We start from the raw sequence: 21,951 nt of genomic DNA, 5'->3' as shown, positions 1-21,951 counted from the left end.
CAAGGACCAAGATCATGGAAGTCATCCTCCTCGAGCGCGTCGCCAAACTCGGCCAGATGGGCGAGACCGTGAACGTGAAGCCGGGCTACGCCCGCAACTTCCTCCTCGCCCGCGGCAAGGCCCTGCGCGCCACCGCCGGCAACAAGAAGCACTTCGAGACCCAGCGCGCGCAGCTCGAAGCCCGCAACCTGGAGCGCAAGACCGAGGCCCAGTCCGTCGCCGAGACCCTCGAGGGCAAGAGCTTCGTGCTGATCCGCCAGTCGGGCGAGACCGGCGTGCTCTACGGTTCGGTCTCCACCCGCGATCTCGCCGAAGTCGTCACCGCCGAGGGCTTCACCGTCGGCCGCGACCAGTTCGCCCTCAACCAGCCGATCAAGACGCTCGGCCTGCACAACGTGCCGGTGGTGCTGCACCCCGAGGTCGAGGTGACCGTCACCGTCAACGTCGCCCGCTCGCCGGAAGAGGCCGAGCGTCAGGCCCGCGGCGAATCGACCACCGAGCGTGAGGCGTTCAACCTCGACGACCTCGGCCTCGAAGTCGGCGCCGCTCTCGCCGAGGCCGGCGACGACCGCGAGTAAGCCGCATCCACGACCGGTGGAGAACGGGGATCGTCGCCCGAAGGGGTTGACTGGTTCCCGATTTGTTCCAGCATGGCGCCTGTCATCCCGAAAGGGGTGGCAGGCGTTTTTCGTGTTGCAATCCGGGCGCACTCCATCCCACCCGGCCCCCTCATCCTGAGGTGCCGGAGCACAGCGGAGGCCTCGAAGGAGGCTTCCAGTTCGCGCGTCGGGTTCTGGAGCCCTCCTTCGAGGCCCGCTTTCGCGGGCACCTCAGGATGAAGGGGGTCGGATTGAGGAAGCGACGAGCGCGTCGCGCGAATCGGCTAAGGTTCGGCTAACCATGCCTGGGCCATGGTCGTGCGGTAGCGGAATGGTGCGGCGATGGACTCGCCGCGCGGTGTCGAAGAAGTCGGAGCCTCGAGTCAGCCCATGGCCCTGCCCAACGCCCTGACGGCAAACCTCCAGAGCGTCACGCAGGAGTTCCGCGTCGCGCCCCACAATATCGATGCGGAGCAAGCGCTGCTCGGCGCGATCCTCGTCAACAACGACGCCTATTACCGGATCTCGGACTTCCTCCTGCCCGAGCATTTCATGGAGGATGTCCACCGTAAGATCTTCGAGGTCGCCGCCTCGCTGATCAAGGTCGGCAAGCTCGCGACCCCGATCACGCTCAAGACCTATCTCGGTGACGCCGATCTCGGCGGCCAGACGGTGATGCAGTACCTCGCGCGCCTCGCGGCCGAGGCCACCACGGTCATCAACGCGGGCGATTACGGCCGCACCATCTACGACCTCGCGATCCGCCGCCGGCTGATCACCATCGGCGAGGATCTGGTCAACGGCGCGTACGAGGCGCCGGTGGAATCCTCCCCTCGCGACCAGATCGAGGGCACCGAGCGCCGGCTCTACGAGCTCGCCGAATCGGGCAAGTACGATGGCGGCTTCCAGAAATTCTCCGATGCCCTCACCGCTGCCGTGGACATGGCCGCCAAGGCCTACCAGCGCGACGGCAAGCTCTCGGGCATCGCCACCGGCCTGTCGGACCTCGATGCCAAGATGGGCGGTCTGCAATCCTCCGACTTGATCATCCTCGCCGGCCGTCCGGCCATGGGCAAGACCTCGCTGGTGACCAACATCGCCTTCAACGTCGCCAAGGCCTACCGGGGCGAGAAGCAGCCCGACGGGCGGATCGAGACCAAGAACGGCGGCATCGTCGGGTTCTTCTCCCTCGAAATGTCGGCCGAGCAGCTGGCCACCCGCATCATCGCCGAGCAATCGGGCGTGCCGTCCTACAAGATCCGCCGCGGCGACATCCGGCCGGAGGATTTCTACAAGATCACCGATGCCGCCCGGGACATGCAGACGATCCCGTTCTACATCGACCAGACCGGCGGCATCTCCATCGCGCAGCTCGCCGCCCGCGCCCGCCGCCTGAAGCGCCAGAAGGGCCTCGATCTCCTGATCATCGACTACCTGCAGCTGCTCTCCGGCTCGGGCAAGCGCAGCGACAACCGCGTGCAGGAGATGACCGAGATCACCACCGGCATGAAGGCGCTGGCCAAGGAACTCGCGGTGCCGATCATCGGCCTGTCGCAGCTCTCGCGTCAGGTGGAGAACCGCGACGACAAGCGCCCGCAGCTCTCGGACCTGCGCGAATCGGGCTCGATCGAGCAGGACGCCGACGTGGTGATGTTCGTGTTCCGCGAGGAATATTACGTCAACAACAAGAAGCCGCGCGAAGGCACCGAAGAGTTCTTCGCCTGGGAGGCGGAGATGAACCGCGTCCACGGTAAGGCCGAAGTCATCCTCGGCAAGCAGCGCCACGGCCCCACCGGCACGGTGGAGCTGCAGTTCGACGCCAACATCACCCGCTTTTCGGACTTGGCGAGCGAGGACCGCATGCCCGCGCGCATGTGATCGGTGCCGTCCCCGCCGAGTGAGGGTCACCCCCCCCCACTCCTAACCTCTCCCCGCAAGGGAGGGGAACGCGGTCCGCTTGAAAGAGCCGATGTGAATCCTTTAGCCCCGCAAGGGGGTGGGTGGGGCGCCACAGAGACCGTCGCCTCTATGGTTCACCCTGCGGGAGACGGTAGACTCCGGTTCCTCACATGAGATTTGCAGGCAGCGGAGACTGCCCCATCACCGCGCTCGAACGAGACCCGGCAATGTCGATCGCTCATCCGGAGGCCGCCATCCACGGCGCCCACCTCACCATCGACCTCGCGGCCATCGCAGAGAACTGGCGTCGGCTCGGCGCGCAGGCGCCGCACATCCCCTGTGCCGCCGTGGTCAAGGCCGATGCGTATGGCTGCGGACTGGTGAAGGTTGCGCCGGTCCTGTGGCGGGCCGGCTGCCGGACGTTCTTCGTCGCCCATGCGAGCGAAGGCGCGGTCGCCCGGTCCGCCCTGCCCGCGGCCACGATCTACGTCCTCAACGGCCTCACGCCCGGCAGCGGCCCCGTCCTCGCCGCACACGCCCTGCGCCCGGTCCTCGGATCGCGCGAGGAACTCGACGAATGGGCGGCTCTGGGGGGGGAGATGGGCCGGCCACTTCCCGCCGCCCTTCACGTCGATACGGGCATGAACCGCCTCGGCCTCACCGTCCCCGAAGCCCTGGCGCTCGCCGGCGATCCGCTCATCCAAGCGGCCGGGATCGACCTGCTCATGAGCCATCTCGTCAGCGCCGAACGGCCCGACGAGTCGATCAACCGGCGCCAGTGCGAGGCGTTCGGGGACGTTCTGCGGGCCTATCCCGGCATTCCGGGCTCGCTCGCCAATTCCTCCGGCTGCTATCTCGGCGAGGGCGTCGCCAACGACCTGCTCCGGCCGGGCTACGCCATCTTCGGCGGCAATCCGACCCCGTGGCGGTCGAACCCGATGCGGCCGGTCGTCCGTCTCGAAGCGTCGATCGCTCAGGTCCGCGACGTCGCGGCCGGAGACGGCGCGGGCTACAATTCCCGCTGGACCGCCCCCGGCCCGCGACGGCTCGCTACCCTGTCGGTGGGCTATGCCGACGGGTATCCGCGCTCGGCGAGCGGGCGCGGCCATGCCCTCGTCGGTGGGGTGCCCTGCCCCATCGTCGGCCTGATCTCCATGGACCTCATCATCGTCGACGTCACCGACGCGCCCGCCGCCCGGCGCGGCGAACCGGCGGTCCTCATCGGTGATTCGCTCGACGTGGACAGTGTCGGCCACGCCGCCGGCACCATCGGCTACGAAATCCTGACCGGTCTTGGTTCCCGTTATGTTCGCCGTTATGTAGAGTCCATCGACTGATCCGGCGATTCCACATCCACCTCCTCATCCTGAGGTGCCGAAGCGAAGCGTAGGCCTCGAAGGAGGGCTCCAGATGGCGCCGCCGGCCCTGGAGGCCTCCTTCGAGGACCGCTGACGCGGTCACCTCAGGATGAGGGAGCGGGTTGGATGGCCGTAGACTGTCGTCTGTGCTTCCTCAAAAGGCGATCATGGCCAAGATCCACCAGACCTTCGTCTGCCAATCCTGCGGCGCCGTCTACAATCGCTGGCGCGGGCGATGCGAAGCCTGCAACGGTTGGAACACGATCGTCGAGGAGACGGGCGCGAGCGGCCCGCAGGCCGGTCCGGTCAAGACGCGGCCGAGCCGGTCGCATGGGCGCATCTTCCCCCTCGAAGGGCTCACCGGCGAGGCGCGGGAGGCGCCGCGCATTCCCTCCGGCATCGGCGAACTCGACCGCGTGACCGGCGGCGGCTTCGTGCGCGGTTCGGTGATCCTGCTCGGCGGCGATCCCGGCATCGGCAAATCGACCCTGCTTATGCAGGCCACCGCCGCCATGGCGCGCACCGGCGAGCGCGTGGTCTACATCTCCGGCGAGGAGGCGGTGGCGCAGGTGCGCCTGCGGGCCGAGCGCCTCGGCCTGTCGAGCGCGGCGGTGGATCTCGCCGCCGAGACCAATGTCGAGGACATCGTCGAGACCCTGAGCCAGGGCCGCCCGCCGGCGCTCGCCATCATCGATTCGATCCAGACCATGTGGACGGAGACGGTGGAATCCGCCCCCGGCACGGTGACCCAGGTCCGATCCTCGGCCCAATCGCTGATCCGCTTCGCCAAGACCACCGGGACGGCGGTGATCCTCGTCGGGCACGTGACCAAGGACGGACAGATCGCCGGCCCCCGCGTGGTGGAGCACATGGTCGATGCCGTGGCCTCGTTCGAGGGCGACCAGGGCCATCACTTCCGTATTCTGCGCGCGGTGAAGAACCGCTTCGGCCCCACCGACGAGATCGGCGTGTTCGAGATGACCGATCGCGGCCTCGCCGAGGTGCCCAACCCCTCCGCGCTCTTCCTCGCGGGACGCGACCACGCGGCGCCGGGCACGGCGGTCTTCGCCGGCATGGAGGGCACGCGGCCCCTGCTGGTGGAGATCCAGGCCCTGGTGGCGCCCTCCTCCCTCGGCACGCCGCGCCGCGCCGTGGTCGGCTGGGATCCCAACCGACTGTCCATGGTGCTCGCGGTGCTGGAGGCCCATGGCGGCATCCGGCTCGGCACCCACGACGTCTATCTCAACGTCGCCGGGGGCCTGCGCATCACGGAGCCGGCGGCCGACCTCGCCGTGGCGGCCGCCCTGGTCTCGTCGCTGTCGGGCGCGGCCCTGCCGGGCGAGACCGTCTATTTCGGCGAGATCGGTCTCTCCGGCGCCATCCGCCCGGTGGCGCAGGCGCCGTCGCGGCTGAAGGAGGCGCTGAAGCTCGGCTTCGCCAAGGCCGTCACGCCGCAGGGCCGCAACGAAATCGGTGACAGCTCCCTGCCCACGGAGGCCCTGCGCCACATCGCCGATCTGGTGGCCGGCATCGCCAGCGGCGCGCCCAAACGCGGCCGGCCCGAGCGCAACCCGGCGCGGTACGAATACGAGGACGACGAGTGAGGCCGGGAAAGGGAGGACGTAGCGGAGGGTGACGGCCGAGATTCCGCAGGATATACAGGCGCGGCGGCGAGGGGGAGCCGCACGAGCCGGCGATCGTCAGCCCCTCTGCCCCGTGCGACCATAGCCTTAAATGCCGTTTTCCGTTCTCGATCTGGCCGTTCTCGGCATCGTCGTCATCTCGGCCCTGCTGGCCGCCGTGCGCGGGGCGACACGCGAGGTGCTGGCCATCGTCGCCTGGGTCGCCGCCGCGGCGGTCGCCTGGAAGCTCTATCCCCTGCTGTTGCCCACCGTGAGCCAGCACGTCTCCAACGCCACCGTGGCGCTGGTGGCCTCCATCGCGACGATCTTCCTCGCGACGCTCATCATCGTCTCGATCATCACGGTGAAGGTCTCCGACATGATCCTCGATTCGCGCATCGGCGCGATCGACCGGTCCCTCGGGCTCGTCTTCGGCGCGGGGCGCGGCTTCCTCATCTGCGTGATCGGCTGGGTGTTCCTGGCCTGGCTGGTCCAGGGCAAGATGCCCGATTGGGCGGCCCAGGCACGCAGCCGTCCGATGCTCGAGAAATCGGGGGACGCCCTGGTGGCGCAGTTGCCCGAGAATCCGGAAGGGTTCCTCAAGCAGTTCAAGAAGTCCAAGGGCGATGCGGTCGACCCCGCCGAACCGTCGGCCGACGGCGATGCGGCACCCGCCCAACGCCGCACCGAGTCGCCGGCCCGGCGCTGACCTTCTCACGCAGCGCGTCTGATCTGCGTGGCATGCCGCTTGGTTGCTGGGCCAAGGCCGACTAAATGACGGCTTCTTGCAGCAAGCGGCCGTCGTCATAAAACGGTCGCAGGATGCAAGCCGGTCCGTGGACGGTGCCGAACTCGGCAGCGGCGGGCCACCTTAGGATCGCAGAACCAGATGTCAGCACGCAGCGCGAGCGCCCGCCATTCGGTCGACGTGGTGGATGGGCTGGACCGGGACGGGGACACGCTGCGCGAGGAGTGCGGCGTCTTCGGCATTTTCGGCCATCCGGACGCCTCGGCCATCGTGGCCCTCGGGCTCCACGCCCTCCAGCACCGAGGCCAGGAGGCGGCGGGCATCGTCTCCTTCGACGGGCACATCTTCCATTCCGAGCGCCGGCCCGGCCTCGTGGGCGATTCGTTCTCCGACCGCTCCACCATCGAGCATCTCGAAGGCTCGGCCGCCATCGGCCATGTGCGCTACTCGACGACGGGCGGCACGATCCTCCGCAACGTCCAGCCGCTCTTCGCCGAACTCGCCAGCGGCGGCCTCGCGGTGGCCCATAACGGCAACCTCACAAACGCCCTCTCCATCCGGCGCGACCTCGTCCGCGACGGCGCGATCACGCAGTCGACCTCCGACACGGAAGTGATCCTGCACCTCGCTGCCCGCAGCCGCGCGCCGCTCATCGTCGAGCGCTTCACCGAGGCACTGCGCCAGGTCCAGGGCGCCTACGCCATCGTGGCGCTCACCAACAAGAAGCTCATCGGCGCTCGCGATCCCCTCGGCATCCGCCCCCTGGTCATCGGCGAACTCGACGGTCGCTACATCCTCGCCTCCGAGACCTGTGCACTGGACATCATCGGCGCGAAGTTCATCCGCGACGTGGAGAACGGCGAGATCGTCGTCATCTCCGAGGAGGGCATCGAATCGATCCGGTTCGCGCCGGCGCAGCCCATGCGCCCCTGTATCTTCGAATACATCTACTTCGCCCGGCCGGATTCCGTGGTGAACGGCAAGAGCGTCTATTCCGTCCGCAAGAATATCGGCCACGAACTCGCCCGCGAATCCGCCACCGCCGCCGACGTGGTGATCCCGGTGCCGGATTCCGGCGTGCCGGCGGCGCTCGGCTTCGCGCAGGAGACCGGCCTGCCCTTCGAGATGGGCATCATCCGCAACCACTATGTCGGGCGCACCTTCATCCAGCCGACCCAGTCGGTGCGTGAGCTCGGCGTGCGGATGAAGCATTCGGCCAACCGCGCCGTGGTGGAGGGCAAGCGCATCGTCCTCGTGGACGACAGCCTCGTGCGCGGGACCACCTCGGTGAAGATCGTGCGGATGATGCGCGAGGCCGGCGCCAAGGAGGTGCATTTCCGCATCGCCTCGCCGCCGATCACCTATCCGGATTTCTACGGGATCGACACGCCCGAGCGCGAGAAGCTGCTGGCCGCCACTCATGATCTCGAAGGCATGCGCCGCTATATCGGCGCGGATTCCCTGGCCTTCCTGTCCATCGAGGGCCTGTACAAGGCCATGGGCGAGGAGAGCCGCAACGAATCCTGCCCGCAATATACCGATCACTGCTTCACGGGCGACTACCCGACCGGCCTGACCGACCTCGCCATCGCCGGGCCGAAGCGTCTCGCGATGCTCGCCGAAGCGGATTGATCCCACCCATGACGAAGCCCCTCGACGGCCGCATCGCCCTCGTCACCGGCTGCTCGCGCGGCATCGGCCGGGCGGCGGCCCTTGCCCTCGCCGAGGCGGGCGCGCACATCGTGGCCGTCGCCAGGACGCAAGGGGCACTGGAAGAGTTGGACGACGCGATCCGACAGGCGGGATCGAGCGCGACGCTCGTGCCCCTCGACCTCACCGATTTCGATGCGATCGACCGGCTGGGTCACAGCATCTACGAGCGCTGGCGGAAGCTCGACGTGGTCGTGGGCAATGCCGGCATCCTCGGCAATCTCACGCCCCTCGGCCACGTGACGCCCAAGACCTGGTCGCAGGTGATGGACATCAACGTCACCGCCAATTGGCGCCTGCTGCGCTCGATGGACCCGCTGCTGCGGATGTCGGATGCGGGCCGCGCCATCTTCGTCACCTCCGGCGCGTCGCAGAAATGCAAGGCCTATTGGGGACCGTATTCGGTCTCGAAGGCGGCCCTCGATGCCCTGGTGCGGACCTATGCGGCGGAGACCGAGACGACGGCCATCAAGGCCATGCTCCTCAACCCCGGCCCTCTGCGCACCTCCATGCGCAAGGCGGCGATGCCGGGCGAAGACGAGACCACACTGAAGACTCCGGGCGACCTCGCTCCGCATTTCGTGCGGCTCGCGAGCCCGGATTGGGATCAATCGGGCAAGATCTACGATTTCCCCAGCGACCGCGTGCTGACGCCGCAGATGGCGGCTTAGCTTCCCTGCCCCTCATAACCCCACCCGCCACCTCATCCTGAGGCGCCGAAGCGAAGCGCAGGCCTCGAAGGAGGGCTCCAGCACCCGCAGCGCGATCTGGAGCCCTCCTTCGAGGCCGCTTCGCGGCACCTCAGGATGAGGTCGGTGGAGGGAGTGACCCGCCTTCATCGAGGTTTCCATCATGATCGACGTTCGCTGCATCTGCGCCATCGGCCTGCGCGGCCAGTTGGGCCTCAACGGGCAGCTGCCCTGGGAGGGCAACACCGATCCGCTCTTCGTCGAGGACGTGACGCGCTTCTTCGCGCTGACCATGGGGCACGTGCTGATCGCCGGGCCGAAGACCGTGGCCTCGGTGCCGGACTTCGCCTTCAAGGATCGCACCGTCGACGTGATCCGCAGCCACGAGGACCCGGAGGAGGTGCTCAAGCGCTATCCGGGCCGGCGCATCTTCGTCGGCGGCGGCATCACGGTCTGGAACGTCTACGCCAAGTACATCCAGAACTGGGACATCACCCGCCTGCCCTATGACGGCGAGGCCGACCGCTGGTTCGACCCGGCCTGGCTGGTGGGCGGGGCGCTGCGGACCTGACGGCAACGACGACGCCTCCTGCGAGTTGATGCTAATCCACCGCAGGAAACCTCCATGACCGCGCACAGCTACCGTTTCGGCATCGAGGAGGAATATTTCCTGGCCGATGCCGAGACGCGAGGGACGCCGCGGCGGTCGGTGAAGCCGTTCCATACGGAAGCGAGCGAGCGTCTGCCCGAAATCGGGCGGGAGATGCTTCAGTGTCAGGTGGAGGTCTGCACCCCGCCCTCCACGGAGTTCAGCGAGGCGCGTGAGATCCTGGGACGCCAGCGCGACGCCCTCGGTCGTCTGGCGAAGGAGCACGAGCTTCTGCTCTTCGCCGCCGGCACCCATCCGGTGTCCGATTGGGCGCGGCAATTGCCGACGAAGGGCGAGCGCTATCGCGGCATCCTGCGGGATGTGGGAATGGCGGGACGGCGGAGCCTGATCTGCGGCATGCATGTGCATGTGGAGGTGCCCGACCCGCAGGCGCGAGTGGACCTGATGAACCGGCTGCTGCCGTTCCAGCCGCTGCTGTTCGCGCTCTCGGCCTCGTCCCCCTTCTGGCAGGGCAAGCCGACGGGTCTCACCGCCTACCGGCTCAGCGCTTTCGGCGAGCTGCCGCGCACCGGCCTGCCGCAGCTTTTCTCGGACCCCGACGCCTATGAGCGCTACGTCCGTATCATGACGCGAGCCGGCTCGATCCAGGATGCGAGCTTCCTGTGGTGGTCCCTGCGCCCGTCGATCAAGTTTCCGACCCTCGAATTGCGGGTGGCGGATTCCTGCACACGGCTGGAGGACGCGCTCACGGTGGCGGCACTCTTCCGCTGCCTCGTGCGCTGCGTCGTGCGCCGGCCCGACCTCAACGCCGATCTCGACGGCGTTTCCCGCGCTTTGGCTGAAGAGAACCTGTGGCGCGCCCAACGCAGCGGCACGGAGGCCGAGATCATCGACGAGGCTAGCGAAGACGCCCTCCCCTTCGCCGACGCCCTCGACGCGATGCTGGCCCTCATCGACGCAGATGCCGACGCGCTCGGCTGCGGCGAAGAGGTGGAGCGGGCACGCACCATCGTTCGGGAGGGCACCAGCGCCGACCGCCAGATCGCGGTGTTCGAAGCCGCCCGTGAGACGGGCCGCACCAATCGGCAGGGGCTGGACGACGTAGTCGATTGGCTGAGTGAAACGACCTGCGGGTCGTGAGGCTCAGCCCTTGTTCTCCTTGTCGAACGGGTTCTTCGATGTGCGGAGCGACAACCGGATCGGCACGCCGGGGAGGTCGAAGGCCTCGCGCAGGTTGTTGACGAGGTAGCGGGTGTAGGATTTCGGCAGGCCGTCGAGTTGGTTGCCGAACAGGGCGAAGTGCGGCGGGCGGCTCTTCACCTGGGTGGCGTAGCGGATCTTGATGCGGCGGCTCGCCACCGCCGGTGGCGGGTTGCGCTGGGTCGCCTCGTTGAGCCAGTCGTTGATCTTCGAGGTGGAGATGCGCTTGTTCCAGACCTCGAAGGTCTCGGTGACGGCCTTCATCAGCGTGTCGATGCCGTCGCCGGCGAGGCCCGAGAGGGGCACCACGGAGACGCCGCGCACCTGCGGCAGCAGGCGGGTGCAATCCTCGCGCAGTTTCTTCAGGAGACCGGGCTGATCCGCCACGAGGTCCCACTTGTTGAGGCCGATGACCAGGGCGCGGCCCTCACTCTCGATGAGATCGACGATGGTCAGGTCCTGCTTCTCGAACGGGATCGTCGCATCGAGGAGCACCACCACCACCTCGGCGAAGCGCACGGCCCGCAGGCCGTCGGACACCGCGAGCTTCTCGAGCTTGTCGTCGATGCGGGCCTTGCGGCGCATGCCGGCGGTGTCGTGGAGCTTGATGCGGCGGCCGCGCCATTCCCAGTCGAGGGAGATCGAATCCCGCGTGATGCCGGCCTCGGGGCCGACGAGCAGGCGCTCTTCGCCGAGCATCCGGTTGATCAGGGTCGACTTGCCGGCGTTGGGGCGGCCGACGATGGCGACCTTGAGCGAGCGGTTCGACGGGTCGTCGTCGTATTCCTCGTCCTCGTCGTCGAGCTTGGGCAGGGCCTCGGTGAGCGCGTCGTGCAACTCGCCGATACCCTCGCCGTGCTCGGCCGAGAACGGGATCGGGTCGCCGAGGCCGAGGGAGAACGCTTCGTAGGCGCCGGACAGGCCGGTGCCGCCCTCGGCCTTGTTGGCGACGAGCACCACCGGGCAGCCGGCGCGTCGCACCAGTTCGGCGAAGGGCTGGTCGGCCGGCAGGATGCCGGCGCGGGCATCGATGACGAACAGCACGACGTCGGCTTCGAGGATCGCGGCCTCGGTCTGCGCGCGCATGCGGCCAAGCAGCGAATCGGCATCGGCCTGTTCGAGCCCCGCCGTGTCGATGACGCGAAACACCAATCCGCCGAAGTTGACATCGCCCTCGCGCCGGTCGCGGGTCACGCCGGGGCGATCGTCCACGAGGGCGAGCTTCTTGCCCACCAGCCGGTTGAAGAGGGTCGACTTGCCGACATTCGGCCGTCCGACGATAGCGACGGTCGGCATGTCCATGGTGGTCTCGATTCAGTCGTCGTACGGAGAAAATTCGTCGTGCAGGCGGCGTGCCGGAACCGGCTCAGCGCGTCACGGGCGGGGGTGCGGCCGGCTCAGGCGCAGGGGCCGCGGTCACGGTGACCGGGCCGCCGGCCACGAGGGCGGCATAGACCTCGATGCGCTGGCGAAGATTGGCCGGCGTCTGAGGATCGGAGATGATCTGGTCGAACCAGCGCCCGGCGGCATCGTATTCGCCGCGCTTCAGCGCCACGAGGCCGAGCATTTCGCGGGCGGTGTGGCGGAACGCGCCGGCCGGGGCGGCGAGCCCCTGGAGGCTGGCGAGGGCCGGATCGGGGTTCGGCTGATCGAGGCGGATCAGGGCGGCGCGCAGGCGGGCGAGGTCGCGCAGGCCATCGTTGAGCTTGGTGTCGGCTGCCAGCGCATCGTACTCGGCAGCACCCGCGGTGGCGTCGCGCTTGGCGGTCTCGGTGGCGGAGCGGAAGCGGGCCAGCATCCGGTAGCCGCCGGGAGCCTCGGCCTCCAGCGCCTCGAAGGCCTTGTCGGCCTCGGCGCCCTTGCCGTCCTTGGCGAGGCGATTGGCGGCCTCGAACTTCTCGGACGCGGCTTCCGCGCGAACCCGCTGGTCGTGCTGCCAGTAGCGATAGCCGCCGACGCCGGCCACGACGAGAATCGCCACGGCGACGATGAGACCGCTGTAGCGCTTCCAGATCTGAGCGACCTGATCGCGGCGATAGTCTTCGTTGACCTCGCGGATAAACTCGTTGTTCTCGGCCATGTCGTCTCACGCCGACCGCGATACGATCGACGGCCTTGAGGAAAACCAAGCCCGGCGCCTAGCACAGCCAGGCCGGCTTGGCGACTGGCCATGCAGCCTGCTTCAGGCCGGGACAGGCCAAGCCGAGACGCCGATCACCCATTGATGCAGGTATTTGGCGAAGGCGAACCAGACGACGAAGCCGACCACGACCGCGATGGCGTCGTTGCGCCAGCCGGCCGGAGCCGCGACGGCGCCGTGCTGGGCGGCCACCGCACCGGCCGACAGGGCGCGGCGCTTGGCGCTGATCCGGGCGATCACCGCCCAGGCGAGGAAGCTGCCGAACAGCAGGATCGAGCCGAGGTCGCCATTGGCGAGGAGATGGGCCGTCGCCCAGATCTTCACCGCCAGCAGCATCGGGTGCTTGGCCCGCGCCCGGATATGGCCGGGCAGGTAGGCCGAGGCCAGGGCGATGAAGGCGAAGAGCGTCAGCAGCAGCGCGAGATGGCGCGTGAACACCGGCGGGTTCCAGACCTGGATGTAGCCGTCCGCGCGGTATTGCCCGAAACCATAGGCGATGAGCACGATGCCGACGATCGACAGCACGGTATAGCCGAGCTTGAACCGGCTTTCGCCCACCTCGTCGATGACGCCCGCGCGCTTCGTCCTCAACATGGAGAAGGCATGCGTGCCGAGGAACAGCACGAGGCCGAGGATGAGGATGAGCATGGGATGCCTTCGAATCGCGCCTGTGGATCGCGGGAGCCGCGCCAGGCCGGGTGAAGCAGACTGTAATTGTTCAAAACCCAAACTCGGGCCGATGTCCAGGCTCACCCGATGACGCGGCTCCTCGCCCTCCTCCTGCTCGTCCTGCTCCCCAACGGTGCGGCAGCGCGGTCCGAGCCGCCGCTCTCGGCGCTCACCCTCGTCGGTCCGCCGACGACGATCTTCAGGGCCGAGCGCGATGCCTGCGACGGGGCGGACGTGCCGGACGCCTCCGCCCGTGCCTTCCGCGACGCATCGGGCAGCGTCGCTCTGTTCGGGATGCATTACCGCAACCGGGCCCTGCGCGGTCCGAGCCTCGACCAGTTGAAGCTCGACTGCACCGTGGTGCTCGACTCCGGCGAGAAGGCCGATCCGGCGGCCTATGACGACCGTTCTTGGATCACGGCTACATGGACTGAGGACGGCAAGGCGGTCGCGGCCCTCCTCCACCACGAGTATCAGGCAAACGAGCACGAGGGCCGCTGCCGCTCGAAGGTCTATATCGAGTGCTGGTACAACACGATCGTCGCCGCCTCCTCCGGCGATGGCGGCCGCAGCTTCAACCGCGCCAAGTCCCCCGTGGTGGTGGCCGGGGCGCCGTTCCGCCAGGAGGTGGGCCAGGGCCGGCAGCGGGGATTCTTCAATCCGTCGAACATCGTCGCGGACGGGCGCTGGCGCTACGTGCTGATCGCCACCACGGGCTGGTCTTCCGGCGGCGGCGAGCAATCCGCCGGGGCCTGCCTGTTCCGCACCGACACACCGTCCGACCCGACGCGCTGGCGGGCCTGGACCGGGCTCGGCTTCACCGCCGCCTTCCCCGACCCCTACGCCAAGCCGACCCTGCTCTCCGAACCGTGCAAGCCGCTGGAGCCGTTCGGCCTGCCCGTGGGCGCAGTGGTGCGCCATCGCGGCACGGGGGCCTGGATCGCCGTCTTCATGGCCGCGGCCGGCGCCAAGTTTCCGCAATCCGGTTTCTATTGGACGACGTCGCGGGATCTCCTCACCTGGGATCAGCCGCGCCTGCTCCTCGCCGGCGCCACGCTCTACGACGATCCCTGCGCGGCCAAGGGCGACCTCATCGCCTATCCGTCGATCCTCGATCCGCAGGCGACCGGCCGCAACTTCGACGATGTGGGCGACACCGCCCTCCTCACCTACGTGACGCTGCGCCGGGAGGGCTGCCAGGTGACCTCGGACCGCGACCTCGTCCGCCGGCCCCTGGCGATCAAAGTCTGGCCATGAGCCGGGAGCGGATCGACATCACGGCCGGCCCCTATCCGGCGTAAGGCGGACTTCGTCACCGAGACCGTACCGGTGGAGACGACCTCCCGGGCCGGCGGCATCGCACGTCTCCGCGTCAGAACTTCACCAGTTCCACGCGCCGGTTCTTCGCCCTGCCCTCCTCGCTGCCATTGGAGGCGACCGGGCTGGTGGCCCCGAAGCCCTTGGCTCTCAGCCGATCCTTCGCGACGCCCGACGCGATGAGCCTGGCCATCACCGCCCTGGCGCGGCCATCGGAGAGCGACTGGTTGTGCCCGGCCGAGCCGGTCTCGTCGGTGTAACCGTTGATCGCCAATTTAAGACCGGGATTCGTCTTCAGCAGGCTCGTCACCGCTTCGATCTGAGCCGCGGAATCCGGCAGGATCTCGGTCTTGTCGGTGGCGAAGTTGACGTGGATCACCGCCCGACCGGTCTTGTCGATGTCCTGCTTCAGCTGATCGGCGGGCAGCAGGGAGGCGGTTTGGGCGAACGGCTTCGTCTCGAGGATGGTCCAGCTCGCGCTGTTGCTGCCGGGCACGAAATGCACCCAGATCTGCTTGTCCGGACGGCGGATCACCCATGTCTGCGTCGGTTCGTTGAAGACGTCGCCAAGCCCGTCATACATGCCCATCGTGACCTCCTCCGGCAGGGTATCGGTCACCGCAGCGGGGATCTTGCTGTCGGCAAGTTTCCGACCGCCGGCCTGGGTCAGCACGGCTTCGATGTTCTTCTTCAACTCGTAGGACGAATAGGTTTTGCCGTCCTCGGTGCTGATGAGGGACAGGAACACCTTGCCGTCGACGTCGTGGAGCGCGGTGCCCGTCCAGAACGGGAAATGCCCGAAATCGCGCGTCTTGGGCGGGTTCATCGGCTGATAGCCGGCTGGCAGCACGAAATAGGGAAAGCGGCCGAGGGGCACGGTCGAGACGGGGATGTCGTCGAGCGCCACGGCGCCCGGTATGGTCCCGCCCCCGGGAGACGGTGGACCCGCGAGCGGCTCGGCCCTGCTTTCGCTCGCGGCCCATGTCAGAGCCAGCAGAATCCAGGCCAGTGTCAGTACTTTCATCATCTACTCCGGCAGGATGACGGCGCCGACGGTCCGGGCCACCGTCGACGGGTTCGCGGGAAGGCGGGGCCTTCAAGGGGCGAGAGATGCCACGCCTACACCCGGCGTCGAGTCGGACGGATGTCCGATGGACCCCGACCGCCCCCTTAGCCGACCACGCGACCTTGCTGCCCGCTCTCGCTCTAGATATTTTACTGGAGATGTCCGGAGCCGATGATGGAAAGCTCGCAGAAACGCGCCATCCGGAAATATCGCTCGCGCCTTGGCGAGCGCGGCCTCGCGCGTTTCAAAGTGCTTGGCCGGGACGCAGATCGCGACCTCATCCGGTCGCTCCCCAGACGCCAGTCCGAGGACACGTCCGAGGCCTCGAAGCTTCGCGCGACCGTCAGCCAGTCGATCGCTCGCGCTCCGGCCAAGACTCGACGTATCCTTGCCGCCTTACGGCGCTCGCCGCCGGTGAATGCGGAACTAGATCTTTCCCGCCCCCGTGAAGAGGGACGTAAGGTCGACCTGTGACGCGCTATCTCTTGCACACCAACATCATCAGCAACCTCGTCAAGCGGCTTGTGGAACGATCCGGCGCAATGTCGGTGGAGACTGACATCACTCCCACTCGATCGTGCCGGGCGGCTTCGAGGTGATGTCGTAGGTCACCCGGTTGATGCCCTTGACCTCGTTGATGATGCGGGTGGCGACGCGGCCGAGGAAGGCCATGTCGAAGGGGTAGAAATCCGCCGTCATGCCGTCGACCGAGGTCACGGCGCGGAGCGCACAGACGTGGTCGTAGGTGCGGCCGTCGCCCATCACGCCCACCGTCTTCACCGGCAGGATCACCGCGAAGGCCTGCCAGATCGTGTCGTAGAGCCCGGCCTTGCGGATCTCGTCGAGATAGATCGCATCGGCTTTGCGCAAAGCCTCCAGCTTCTCGGCGGTGATGGTGCCGGGGCAGCGGATGGCGAGGCCGGGGCCGGGGAAGGGGTGGCGGCCGACGAAGGCCTCGGGCAGGCCGAGCTCCTTGCCGAGCACCCGGACCTCGTCCTTGAACAGCTCGCGCAGGGGCTCCACGAGCTGCATGTTCATGCGCTCGGGCAGGCCGCCGACATTGTGGTGGCTCTTGATCGTCACCGAGGGGCCGCCGGTGAAGGACACGCTCTCGATCACGTCCGGGTAGAGCGTGCCCTGGGCCAGGAAGGCCGCGCCGCCGATCTTCTTCGCCTCCTCGTCGAACACGTCGATGAACAGGCGGCCGATGGTCTTGCGCTTGATCTCCGGGTCGCTGACGCCCTCCAACTCGCCGAGGAACAGCTCCTGCGCCTGAACATGGACCAGGGGGATGTTGTAATGGTCGCGGAACAGCCGCACGACCTCGTCGGCCTCGCCCATGCGCAGCAGGCCGTGATCGACGAAGACGCAGGTCAGCTGGTCGCCGATGGCCTCGTGGATCAGCACCGCCGCCACCGAGGAATCCACGCCGCCCGACAGGCCGCAGATCACCCGCTCCTTGCCCACCTGGGCGCGGATCTTGGCGATGGCCTCCTCGCGATAGGCGCCCATGGTCCAGTCGCCGGTGCAGCCGGCGATGTCGCGCACGAAGTTGCGGATCAGCAGGGCACCGTGCGGGGTGTGCGCCACCTCCGGGTGGAACTGGACGGCGTAATAGTTGCGCGACTCGTCGGCCACCGCCGCGAAGGGCGCGTTCTTCGACAGGGCGACGGTGGTGAAACCGTCGGGGAGCTTGGTCACACGGTCGCCGTGGCTCATCCAGACCGGATAATGCTCGCCCACATGCCAGACGCCCTTGAACAAGGGACAGTCCGAAATGATCTCGATCTCGGCGCGGCCAAATTCGGCGTGGTGCCCGCCCTCGACCTCGCCGCCGAGCTGGGCCGCCATGGTCTGCTGGCCGTAGCAGATGCCGAAGACCGGCACGCCCGAATCGAACACCACCTGGGGCGTGCGGGGCGAGGCGTCGCTCGTCACCGATTCGGGGCCGCCGGACAGGATCACGCCCTTGGGCTTCGACTCGGCGAAGGCCTCCGCCGCCTTGGTGAAGGGGACGATCTCGCAATAGACCCCCTCCTCGCGCACCCGCCGCGCGATGAGCTGGGTCACCTGGGAGCCGAAATCGACGATGAGGATCTTGTCGTGGTCGGTATTCATGGATCGGAGTTAGACGAGGCCCTGCCGCCGTGCAACGCGCAGGTTCCGCAGGGCGCGCGCCGCCCACATGCATCGGGCGCGCCCATCGCCCGTTGGCTCACGCACGGAGGAAGCCGCGTCGGCGCATCCAGGTGAGGAACAGGCCGGACCAGGCCGCCGCCGGGGAGCCGGGCACACCGAGGCCGAAACCGTGGCCGCCGCGCTCGAACAGGTGCAATTCGGCGGGCACCAGGGCGCCGCGCAGGGCGGCATACATGAGCAGGCTGTTGTCCACCACGGCGATGGGGTCGTCGGCGGCCTGGGCGAGGAAGGTCGGCGGCGCCTTCTCGCGCACATGCGTCTCCACCGAATAGGCCGAGGCCTTCACCGGATCGGGCGGGTCGCCTGCGAGGATGCGCCTCGTGGAGGTCCGGTCGAAGGGTGGAAGCAGGGTGATGACGGGGTAGATCAGCCCCGCGAGCTCGGGCCGGGCAGAGAGCGCATCGCTGGCGTCGAGCCCGGCATAGGTCTCCGCCGAGGCGCGCATGGCCGCCTCTCCCATCAGGTGGCCGCCGGCGGAAAAGCCGAGCACGCCGACACGCTCGGGGTCGATGCCGTAGGTCACGGCCCCCGACCGGACGAGGCGGAGCGCCCGCTGCACGTCCTGGAGCGGCGCGTCGGCACCGGCCGCCCAGCCCTCGCCGGGGAGGCGGTAGATCAGCACGAAGGCGGTGATGCCCACGGTGGCGAGCCAGCGCGCCACCGGTATGCCCTCGTTGCCGATGTCGATGCGGCGATAGCCCCCGCCCGCCGCGACGAGCAGGGCCGCCCCGTTGGGTTTGGGCGCGCGCATGACGAGGAGGCAGGGCCGCGCAACGTTGCTGATCACCCCGTCGCGGCTCTCGTCGAACCGCCCATCCGCCGCGATGGGACCGCCGCCGCCGGGGGGCAAGCCGGGCCACAGGTCGATCACGTCGAGATTCGTGCCCGGAGCCGGAACCGTCTCCGCGCGGGCCTGCGCACCGCCGGACAGCATCGCCGCGGCTGCGGCGACCAATGTCCGGCGGTCGAGGCGCATCAGCCGCGTCGTTCCAGGGTGGCGACGTAGAAGCCGTCCGTGCCGGTGAGGGCCGGGCTCATCTGCAGGCCGTGCTCGGTGAACCGCACCACCCCGGCGAGGCCCGGCGCATGGTCGGCGGCGACCGTCTCGGCCGGCAGGACCGTCAGCCCGCCATTCGCCCGTGCGAGGATGCCGTCGATGGCTGCGTCGTTCTCCTCCCGCAGCAGGGAACAGGTGATGTAGGTGATCCGCCCTCCCGGCCGCACCAGGCGGGCGGCCCGGTCGAGCACCTCGGCCTGGTCCGTGACGCGGGCGCTGAGGGAGCCGGGGCGCAGGCGCCATTTGGCGTCGGGATTGCGCCGCCACGTCCCCGTGCCGGTGCAGGGCGCGTCGACCACCACCCGGTCCACGGTGCCGTCGAGGTCGCCGAGCACGTCGGCCCGCGCGCGTCCGCCGCGCGGGGTGCGGATCTCGGCCTCGGCACCGGAGCGGCGCAGCCGGTCGTGGATCGGCGCGAGCCGGCGCGGATCGTCGTCGGTGGCGATGAGGCGTCCCTCGTTCCGCATCATGGCCGCGAGGGCGAGGGTCTTGCCACCGCCGCCCGCGCAGAGATCGACCACGGTCTCGCCCGCGCGCGCACCGGTCAGAGCGCCGGCGATCTGCGAGCCCTCGTCCTGGATCTCGTACCAGCCGTCGAGGAATTCCGGCTCCACATGCAAGGCGGGACCGCGACCGTCCTCGCCGATGGGAATGCGCAGGCCGTTCGGCGCATGCGGCGTCACCGCCGGCGCCAGATGCGCGAGCCCGGCCAGGGCCGTCTCGCGGTCGCGCTTGAGGGTGTTGATGCGGATGTCGAGGGGCGCGCGGCGGGCGAGCGCGCGCAGTTCCTCGAGCAGGGTATCGCCGAACAGGTGGCCGAGGGAGGGCAGGATCCAGTCCGGCACGTCGCCGGCCACATGGGGCGGTGCCTCGGCGAGCGAGCCCTCGGCGATGGCCGTGCGCTCGGCATCGGTCAGGGGATCGGGCGCGAAGCGCTCGCCCGAGAACAGCTCGGCGATGGTGGGCGCCGCGAGTCCGTGCTGCAGCCGCAGCATGCCGATCAGGATGGCGCGCGGGGTCTCGTCCCCCATCACCCAGGCGGAAGAGGCCCGGCGGCGCACGGCGTCGTAGACGAGGCTCGCGATGGCGGCGCGGTCGCCGGAGCCGGCGAAGCGGTGGGCGAGGCCCCAATCCTTGAGGGCGTCCGCGGCCGGTCGGCGCCGACCGGCGATGTCGGCGAGCACTTCGATGGCGGCGGAAAGGCGAGCGGGAGGGGTCAGGATGAAATCCTCAGGGTTAGGGAAGCGTGACCGGTCACGGCCACCGCCGCGATACGGTCACGCTTTGAGCGGGTGTCCGACACAATACAGCCGAGCTTCCGGCGCGATCGGCCGTCAGACAGGCAGGGCGCCAGACTCGTCTCGTGCCCTTGCTGCGCCCGAGCCCGCTGCGTCAACGTCCGGAGCCTCGCAATCGTCATGTACCCCATCGTCCAACTCACTCTCGCGGGCCTCGTCCTGCTCAGCGTCGCCGCCTGCTCCACCGCGCCCGCCGTCGACCTGACGCCGCCGCCGCAGCGCCCCTACGATGCCAAGACGCAGCTCGAATACGGCAACCCGCCGCCGCCTCCCCCGGCTCCGCGCTACTGAGCGTCCGCCTTTCCGGGGCCGCCGCTCAGGCGGCCTCGCGGGCGCGGCGGTTCTCGTAGGCCTTGAGATGGGTGTAGGCCCGGTCGAGCATCGGGTGCGCCCCGTCGCGGCTGCGGGCGATGAGATCGCCGATGATGTGATCGGCCTCGATCCGCGCCTTGTTCTCGATGTCGCGCAGCATCGAGGCGGTGAAGGCCGAGCCTTCCGCGGTGAGACTCGTGCGCGTGTTCTGCATCACCTTCTCCCGCGGGGCGTAGCCGGCATCTTCGGCGATCCGGCGGCACTCCTCCATCAGCGCCTCGATGAGGGCGAGGCCGCCCGGCGCGGCGACGATGTCGCCGATGGTGGCCCGCATTAGGCAGGTCGCCCCGGCGAGTGTCGCCAGGAACGTCCACTTCTCCCACATTTCCAGCACCATCGCCTCGCTGAGGCGAGCCTGGAACGCGACGCCCTGCATCAGCGCCTCGATCCGCTCCACCCGCTCCGAGCGCCCCCCTGCCCGCTCGCCAAAGGTGAGGGAATGGAGCGGGCTCATCATGCGGATCTCACCGTCGCCCCGCACCGTCGCCACGATGGCGCAGGACCCGCCGAGGACATTCTCCGGTCCGAAGGCGGCGTCGAGGGCGTCGAGATGGCGCAGGCCGTTGAGGACGGGCAGCACCAGCGTCGCGGGGCCGACGGCCGGGGCCACGTCCGCGATGGCTCCGTCGAGGTCGTAGGCCTTGCAGCTGAGGAGAACGAGATCGAAGCGTCCGCCCTTGCCCGCCGCGAGATCGGCGGCGGTGAGGGTCGCGGGCTCCGCGATATGGATGTCGCCGGCCGGGCTCTTGACCCGAAGCCCCGAGGCGGCGAGCTTCTCGGCTCGCGCAGGCCGCACGAGGAAGGTGACGTCCCGACCGGCCTCCACGAGACGCGCCCCGAAATATCCACCGGTGGCACCGGCGCCGACGACGAGCACGCGCATGGGACGATCCTCAATCTCATTGAGCCTTCCTCATTAACGGACGAGGGAGGCGGTTTTCCAGGCGTGCGTTCAAATTCCGATCGGCGCGAGAAAGATGCGCACCGCGAAGACGATCCACATCGCCAGCAGCACCAGCGCCCCGAGCGTATAGGCGCGAAAACGGAAGGGGACGTGGTTCGAGGTGACGTAGACGCCCGCATGGACGGCGCGCGACGCCACGAAGATCCAGGCGAGGACGACGAAGAGCAGATCGGCCTTCTTCGTGTAGAGCGCCAGCGGCACCAGGGCGAAGAACAGCACCGGCAGCTCGAACTGGTTGGAGAACGCGTTGGCGGCCTGTTGCGCGCGGGGCGGCCAGTTGCGCTGCCCCATCGAGACGTCGCCGGCCGTCACCGCACCCGCCTTGATCTCGGCCAGGCGCACCCGTCCCAGCCAGAACATCAGCACGAAGATCAACAGAACTTGCGCGAAGACGGGGGCGAGGATGGCCTGGACGGTCATGGAGGATCCCGATG

21 protein-coding genes are annotated in these 21,951 nt (G+C 68.6%); 12 read left to right on the top strand and 9 right to left on the bottom strand.

Features of this window, described 5'->3' with window-relative positions; translation table 11 throughout:
- Positions 1 to 14 precede the first annotated feature (14 nt).
- From rplI to ASF08_RS01850, 9 genes are all read left to right on the top strand, one after another.
- A complete protein-coding gene (gene rplI / locus ASF08_RS01890) occupies positions 15 to 578 on the top strand; it encodes a 50S ribosomal protein L9 (protein ID WP_056140488.1) in 564 nt (187 codons plus the stop codon).
- Between the two features lie 411 nt (positions 579 to 989).
- Positions 990 to 2,477, top strand: coding sequence for a replicative DNA helicase (locus tag ASF08_RS01885; RefSeq protein ID WP_027172146.1), 1,488 nt, complete (start codon positions 990 to 992; stop codon positions 2,475 to 2,477).
- A 248-nt stretch (positions 2,478 to 2,725) separates the two neighbouring features.
- Positions 2,726 to 3,835: an alanine racemase gene (gene alr, locus ASF08_RS01880; RefSeq protein WP_156629420.1), complete on the top strand. Its 1,110-nt coding sequence runs from the start codon at positions 2,726 to 2,728 to the stop codon at positions 3,833 to 3,835.
- A 188-nt stretch (positions 3,836 to 4,023) separates the two neighbouring features.
- Complete coding sequence (gene radA, locus ASF08_RS01875; RefSeq protein WP_026176151.1) at positions 4,024 to 5,460, top strand: DNA repair protein RadA; 1,437 nt, start codon at positions 4,024 to 4,026, stop codon at positions 5,458 to 5,460.
- A gap of 130 nt (positions 5,461 to 5,590) precedes the next feature.
- Positions 5,591 to 6,187 (top strand): CvpA family protein, encoded by a 597-nt coding sequence (locus ASF08_RS01870; protein ID WP_056140485.1) that lies wholly within the window; start codon positions 5,591 to 5,593, stop codon positions 6,185 to 6,187.
- A gap of 180 nt (positions 6,188 to 6,367) precedes the next feature.
- Entirely contained in the window at positions 6,368 to 7,858 is a 1,491-nt protein-coding gene (gene purF, locus ASF08_RS01865; RefSeq protein WP_018045057.1) for an amidophosphoribosyltransferase, read from the top strand.
- Positions 7,859 to 7,866: 8 nt separating this feature from the next.
- On the top strand, positions 7,867 to 8,607 hold the full coding sequence (locus ASF08_RS01860) for an SDR family NAD(P)-dependent oxidoreductase (protein WP_056140484.1): 741 nt from the start codon (positions 7,867 to 7,869) through the stop codon (positions 8,605 to 8,607).
- Positions 8,608 to 8,788: 181 nt separating this feature from the next.
- Positions 8,789 to 9,196, top strand: coding sequence for a dihydrofolate reductase (locus tag ASF08_RS01855; RefSeq protein WP_056140480.1), 408 nt, complete (start codon positions 8,789 to 8,791; stop codon positions 9,194 to 9,196).
- A 54-nt stretch (positions 9,197 to 9,250) separates the two neighbouring features.
- Positions 9,251 to 10,375: a carboxylate-amine ligase gene (locus ASF08_RS01850; protein WP_056140479.1), complete on the top strand. Its 1,125-nt coding sequence runs from the start codon at positions 9,251 to 9,253 to the stop codon at positions 10,373 to 10,375.
- 3 nt (positions 10,376 to 10,378) lie between these two features.
- Here ASF08_RS01850 and der read toward each other — a convergent pair whose 3' ends face one another.
- The 3 genes from der to ASF08_RS01835 form a co-directional block, all read right to left on the bottom strand.
- Entirely contained in the window at positions 10,379 to 11,737 is a 1,359-nt protein-coding gene (gene der / locus ASF08_RS01845) for a ribosome biogenesis GTPase Der (RefSeq protein WP_018045062.1), read from the bottom strand.
- A gap of 64 nt (positions 11,738 to 11,801) precedes the next feature.
- Positions 11,802 to 12,515: a tetratricopeptide repeat protein gene (locus tag ASF08_RS01840; RefSeq protein ID WP_056140476.1), complete on the bottom strand. Its 714-nt coding sequence runs from the start codon at positions 12,513 to 12,515 to the stop codon at positions 11,802 to 11,804.
- A 102-nt stretch (positions 12,516 to 12,617) separates the two neighbouring features.
- Positions 12,618 to 13,223, bottom strand: coding sequence for an NnrU family protein (locus ASF08_RS01835; RefSeq protein ID WP_056140473.1), 606 nt, complete (start codon positions 13,221 to 13,223; stop codon positions 12,618 to 12,620).
- Positions 13,224 to 13,331: 108 nt separating this feature from the next.
- On the opposite strand from ASF08_RS01835, the gene ASF08_RS01830 reads away from it, so the two are divergent.
- The gene (locus ASF08_RS01830; protein WP_056140471.1) at positions 13,332 to 14,501 is read left to right on the top strand and encodes a hypothetical protein; all 1,170 of its coding nucleotides are present in this window, start codon (positions 13,332 to 13,334) and stop codon (positions 14,499 to 14,501) included.
- A gap of 115 nt (positions 14,502 to 14,616) precedes the next feature.
- Here the strand turns inward: ASF08_RS01830 and ASF08_RS01825 are convergent, their stop codons facing one another.
- On the bottom strand, positions 14,617 to 15,588 hold the full coding sequence (locus ASF08_RS01825) for an OmpA family protein (protein WP_244474419.1): 972 nt from the start codon (positions 15,586 to 15,588) through the stop codon (positions 14,617 to 14,619).
- 213 nt (positions 15,589 to 15,801) lie between these two features.
- On the opposite strand from ASF08_RS01825, the gene ASF08_RS01820 reads away from it, so the two are divergent.
- Positions 15,802 to 16,101 carry a hypothetical protein gene (locus ASF08_RS01820; protein ID WP_026176153.1) on the top strand — a complete coding sequence of 100 codons (300 nt, stop codon included), beginning with the start codon at positions 15,802 to 15,804 and terminating at the stop codon, positions 16,099 to 16,101.
- Between the two features lie 87 nt (positions 16,102 to 16,188).
- Here ASF08_RS01820 and guaA read toward each other — a convergent pair whose 3' ends face one another.
- The 3 genes from guaA to ASF08_RS01805 form a co-directional block, all read right to left on the bottom strand.
- The gene (gene guaA, locus ASF08_RS01815) at positions 16,189 to 17,745 is read right to left on the bottom strand and encodes a glutamine-hydrolyzing GMP synthase (protein ID WP_056140468.1); all 1,557 of its coding nucleotides are present in this window, start codon (positions 17,743 to 17,745) and stop codon (positions 16,189 to 16,191) included.
- Between the two features lie 97 nt (positions 17,746 to 17,842).
- Complete coding sequence (locus ASF08_RS01810; protein WP_056140465.1) at positions 17,843 to 18,802, bottom strand: alpha/beta hydrolase; 960 nt, start codon at positions 18,800 to 18,802, stop codon at positions 17,843 to 17,845.
- Positions 18,802 to 20,103, bottom strand: a complete 1,302-nt coding sequence (locus tag ASF08_RS01805; protein WP_056140463.1) for an RsmB/NOP family class I SAM-dependent RNA methyltransferase — start codon at positions 20,101 to 20,103, stop codon at positions 18,802 to 18,804. Before ASF08_RS01805 ends, ASF08_RS01810 begins: the two co-directional genes overlap by 1 nt.
- A gap of 198 nt (positions 20,104 to 20,301) precedes the next feature.
- Between ASF08_RS01805 and ASF08_RS25240 the strand changes: the two genes are divergently transcribed.
- Positions 20,302 to 20,472 carry a hypothetical protein gene (locus ASF08_RS25240; protein ID WP_018045073.1) on the top strand — a complete coding sequence of 57 codons (171 nt, stop codon included), beginning with the start codon at positions 20,302 to 20,304 and terminating at the stop codon, positions 20,470 to 20,472.
- A gap of 25 nt (positions 20,473 to 20,497) precedes the next feature.
- Here the strand turns inward: ASF08_RS25240 and panE are convergent, their stop codons facing one another.
- Positions 20,498 to 21,436 carry a 2-dehydropantoate 2-reductase gene (gene panE, locus ASF08_RS01795; RefSeq protein ID WP_056140460.1) on the bottom strand — a complete coding sequence of 313 codons (939 nt, stop codon included), beginning with the start codon at positions 21,434 to 21,436 and terminating at the stop codon, positions 20,498 to 20,500.
- Positions 21,437 to 21,505: 69 nt separating this feature from the next.
- Complete coding sequence (locus ASF08_RS01790; protein WP_056140457.1) at positions 21,506 to 21,937, bottom strand: MAPEG family protein; 432 nt, start codon at positions 21,935 to 21,937, stop codon at positions 21,506 to 21,508.
- Positions 21,938 to 21,951: the final 14 nt, after the last annotated feature.

Source organism: Methylobacterium sp. Leaf85, from assembly GCF_001422125.1.
Lineage (GTDB): Bacteria > Pseudomonadota > Alphaproteobacteria > Rhizobiales > Beijerinckiaceae > Methylobacterium > Methylobacterium bullatum.
This window is presented reverse-complemented; position numbering and strand designations above follow the sequence as displayed.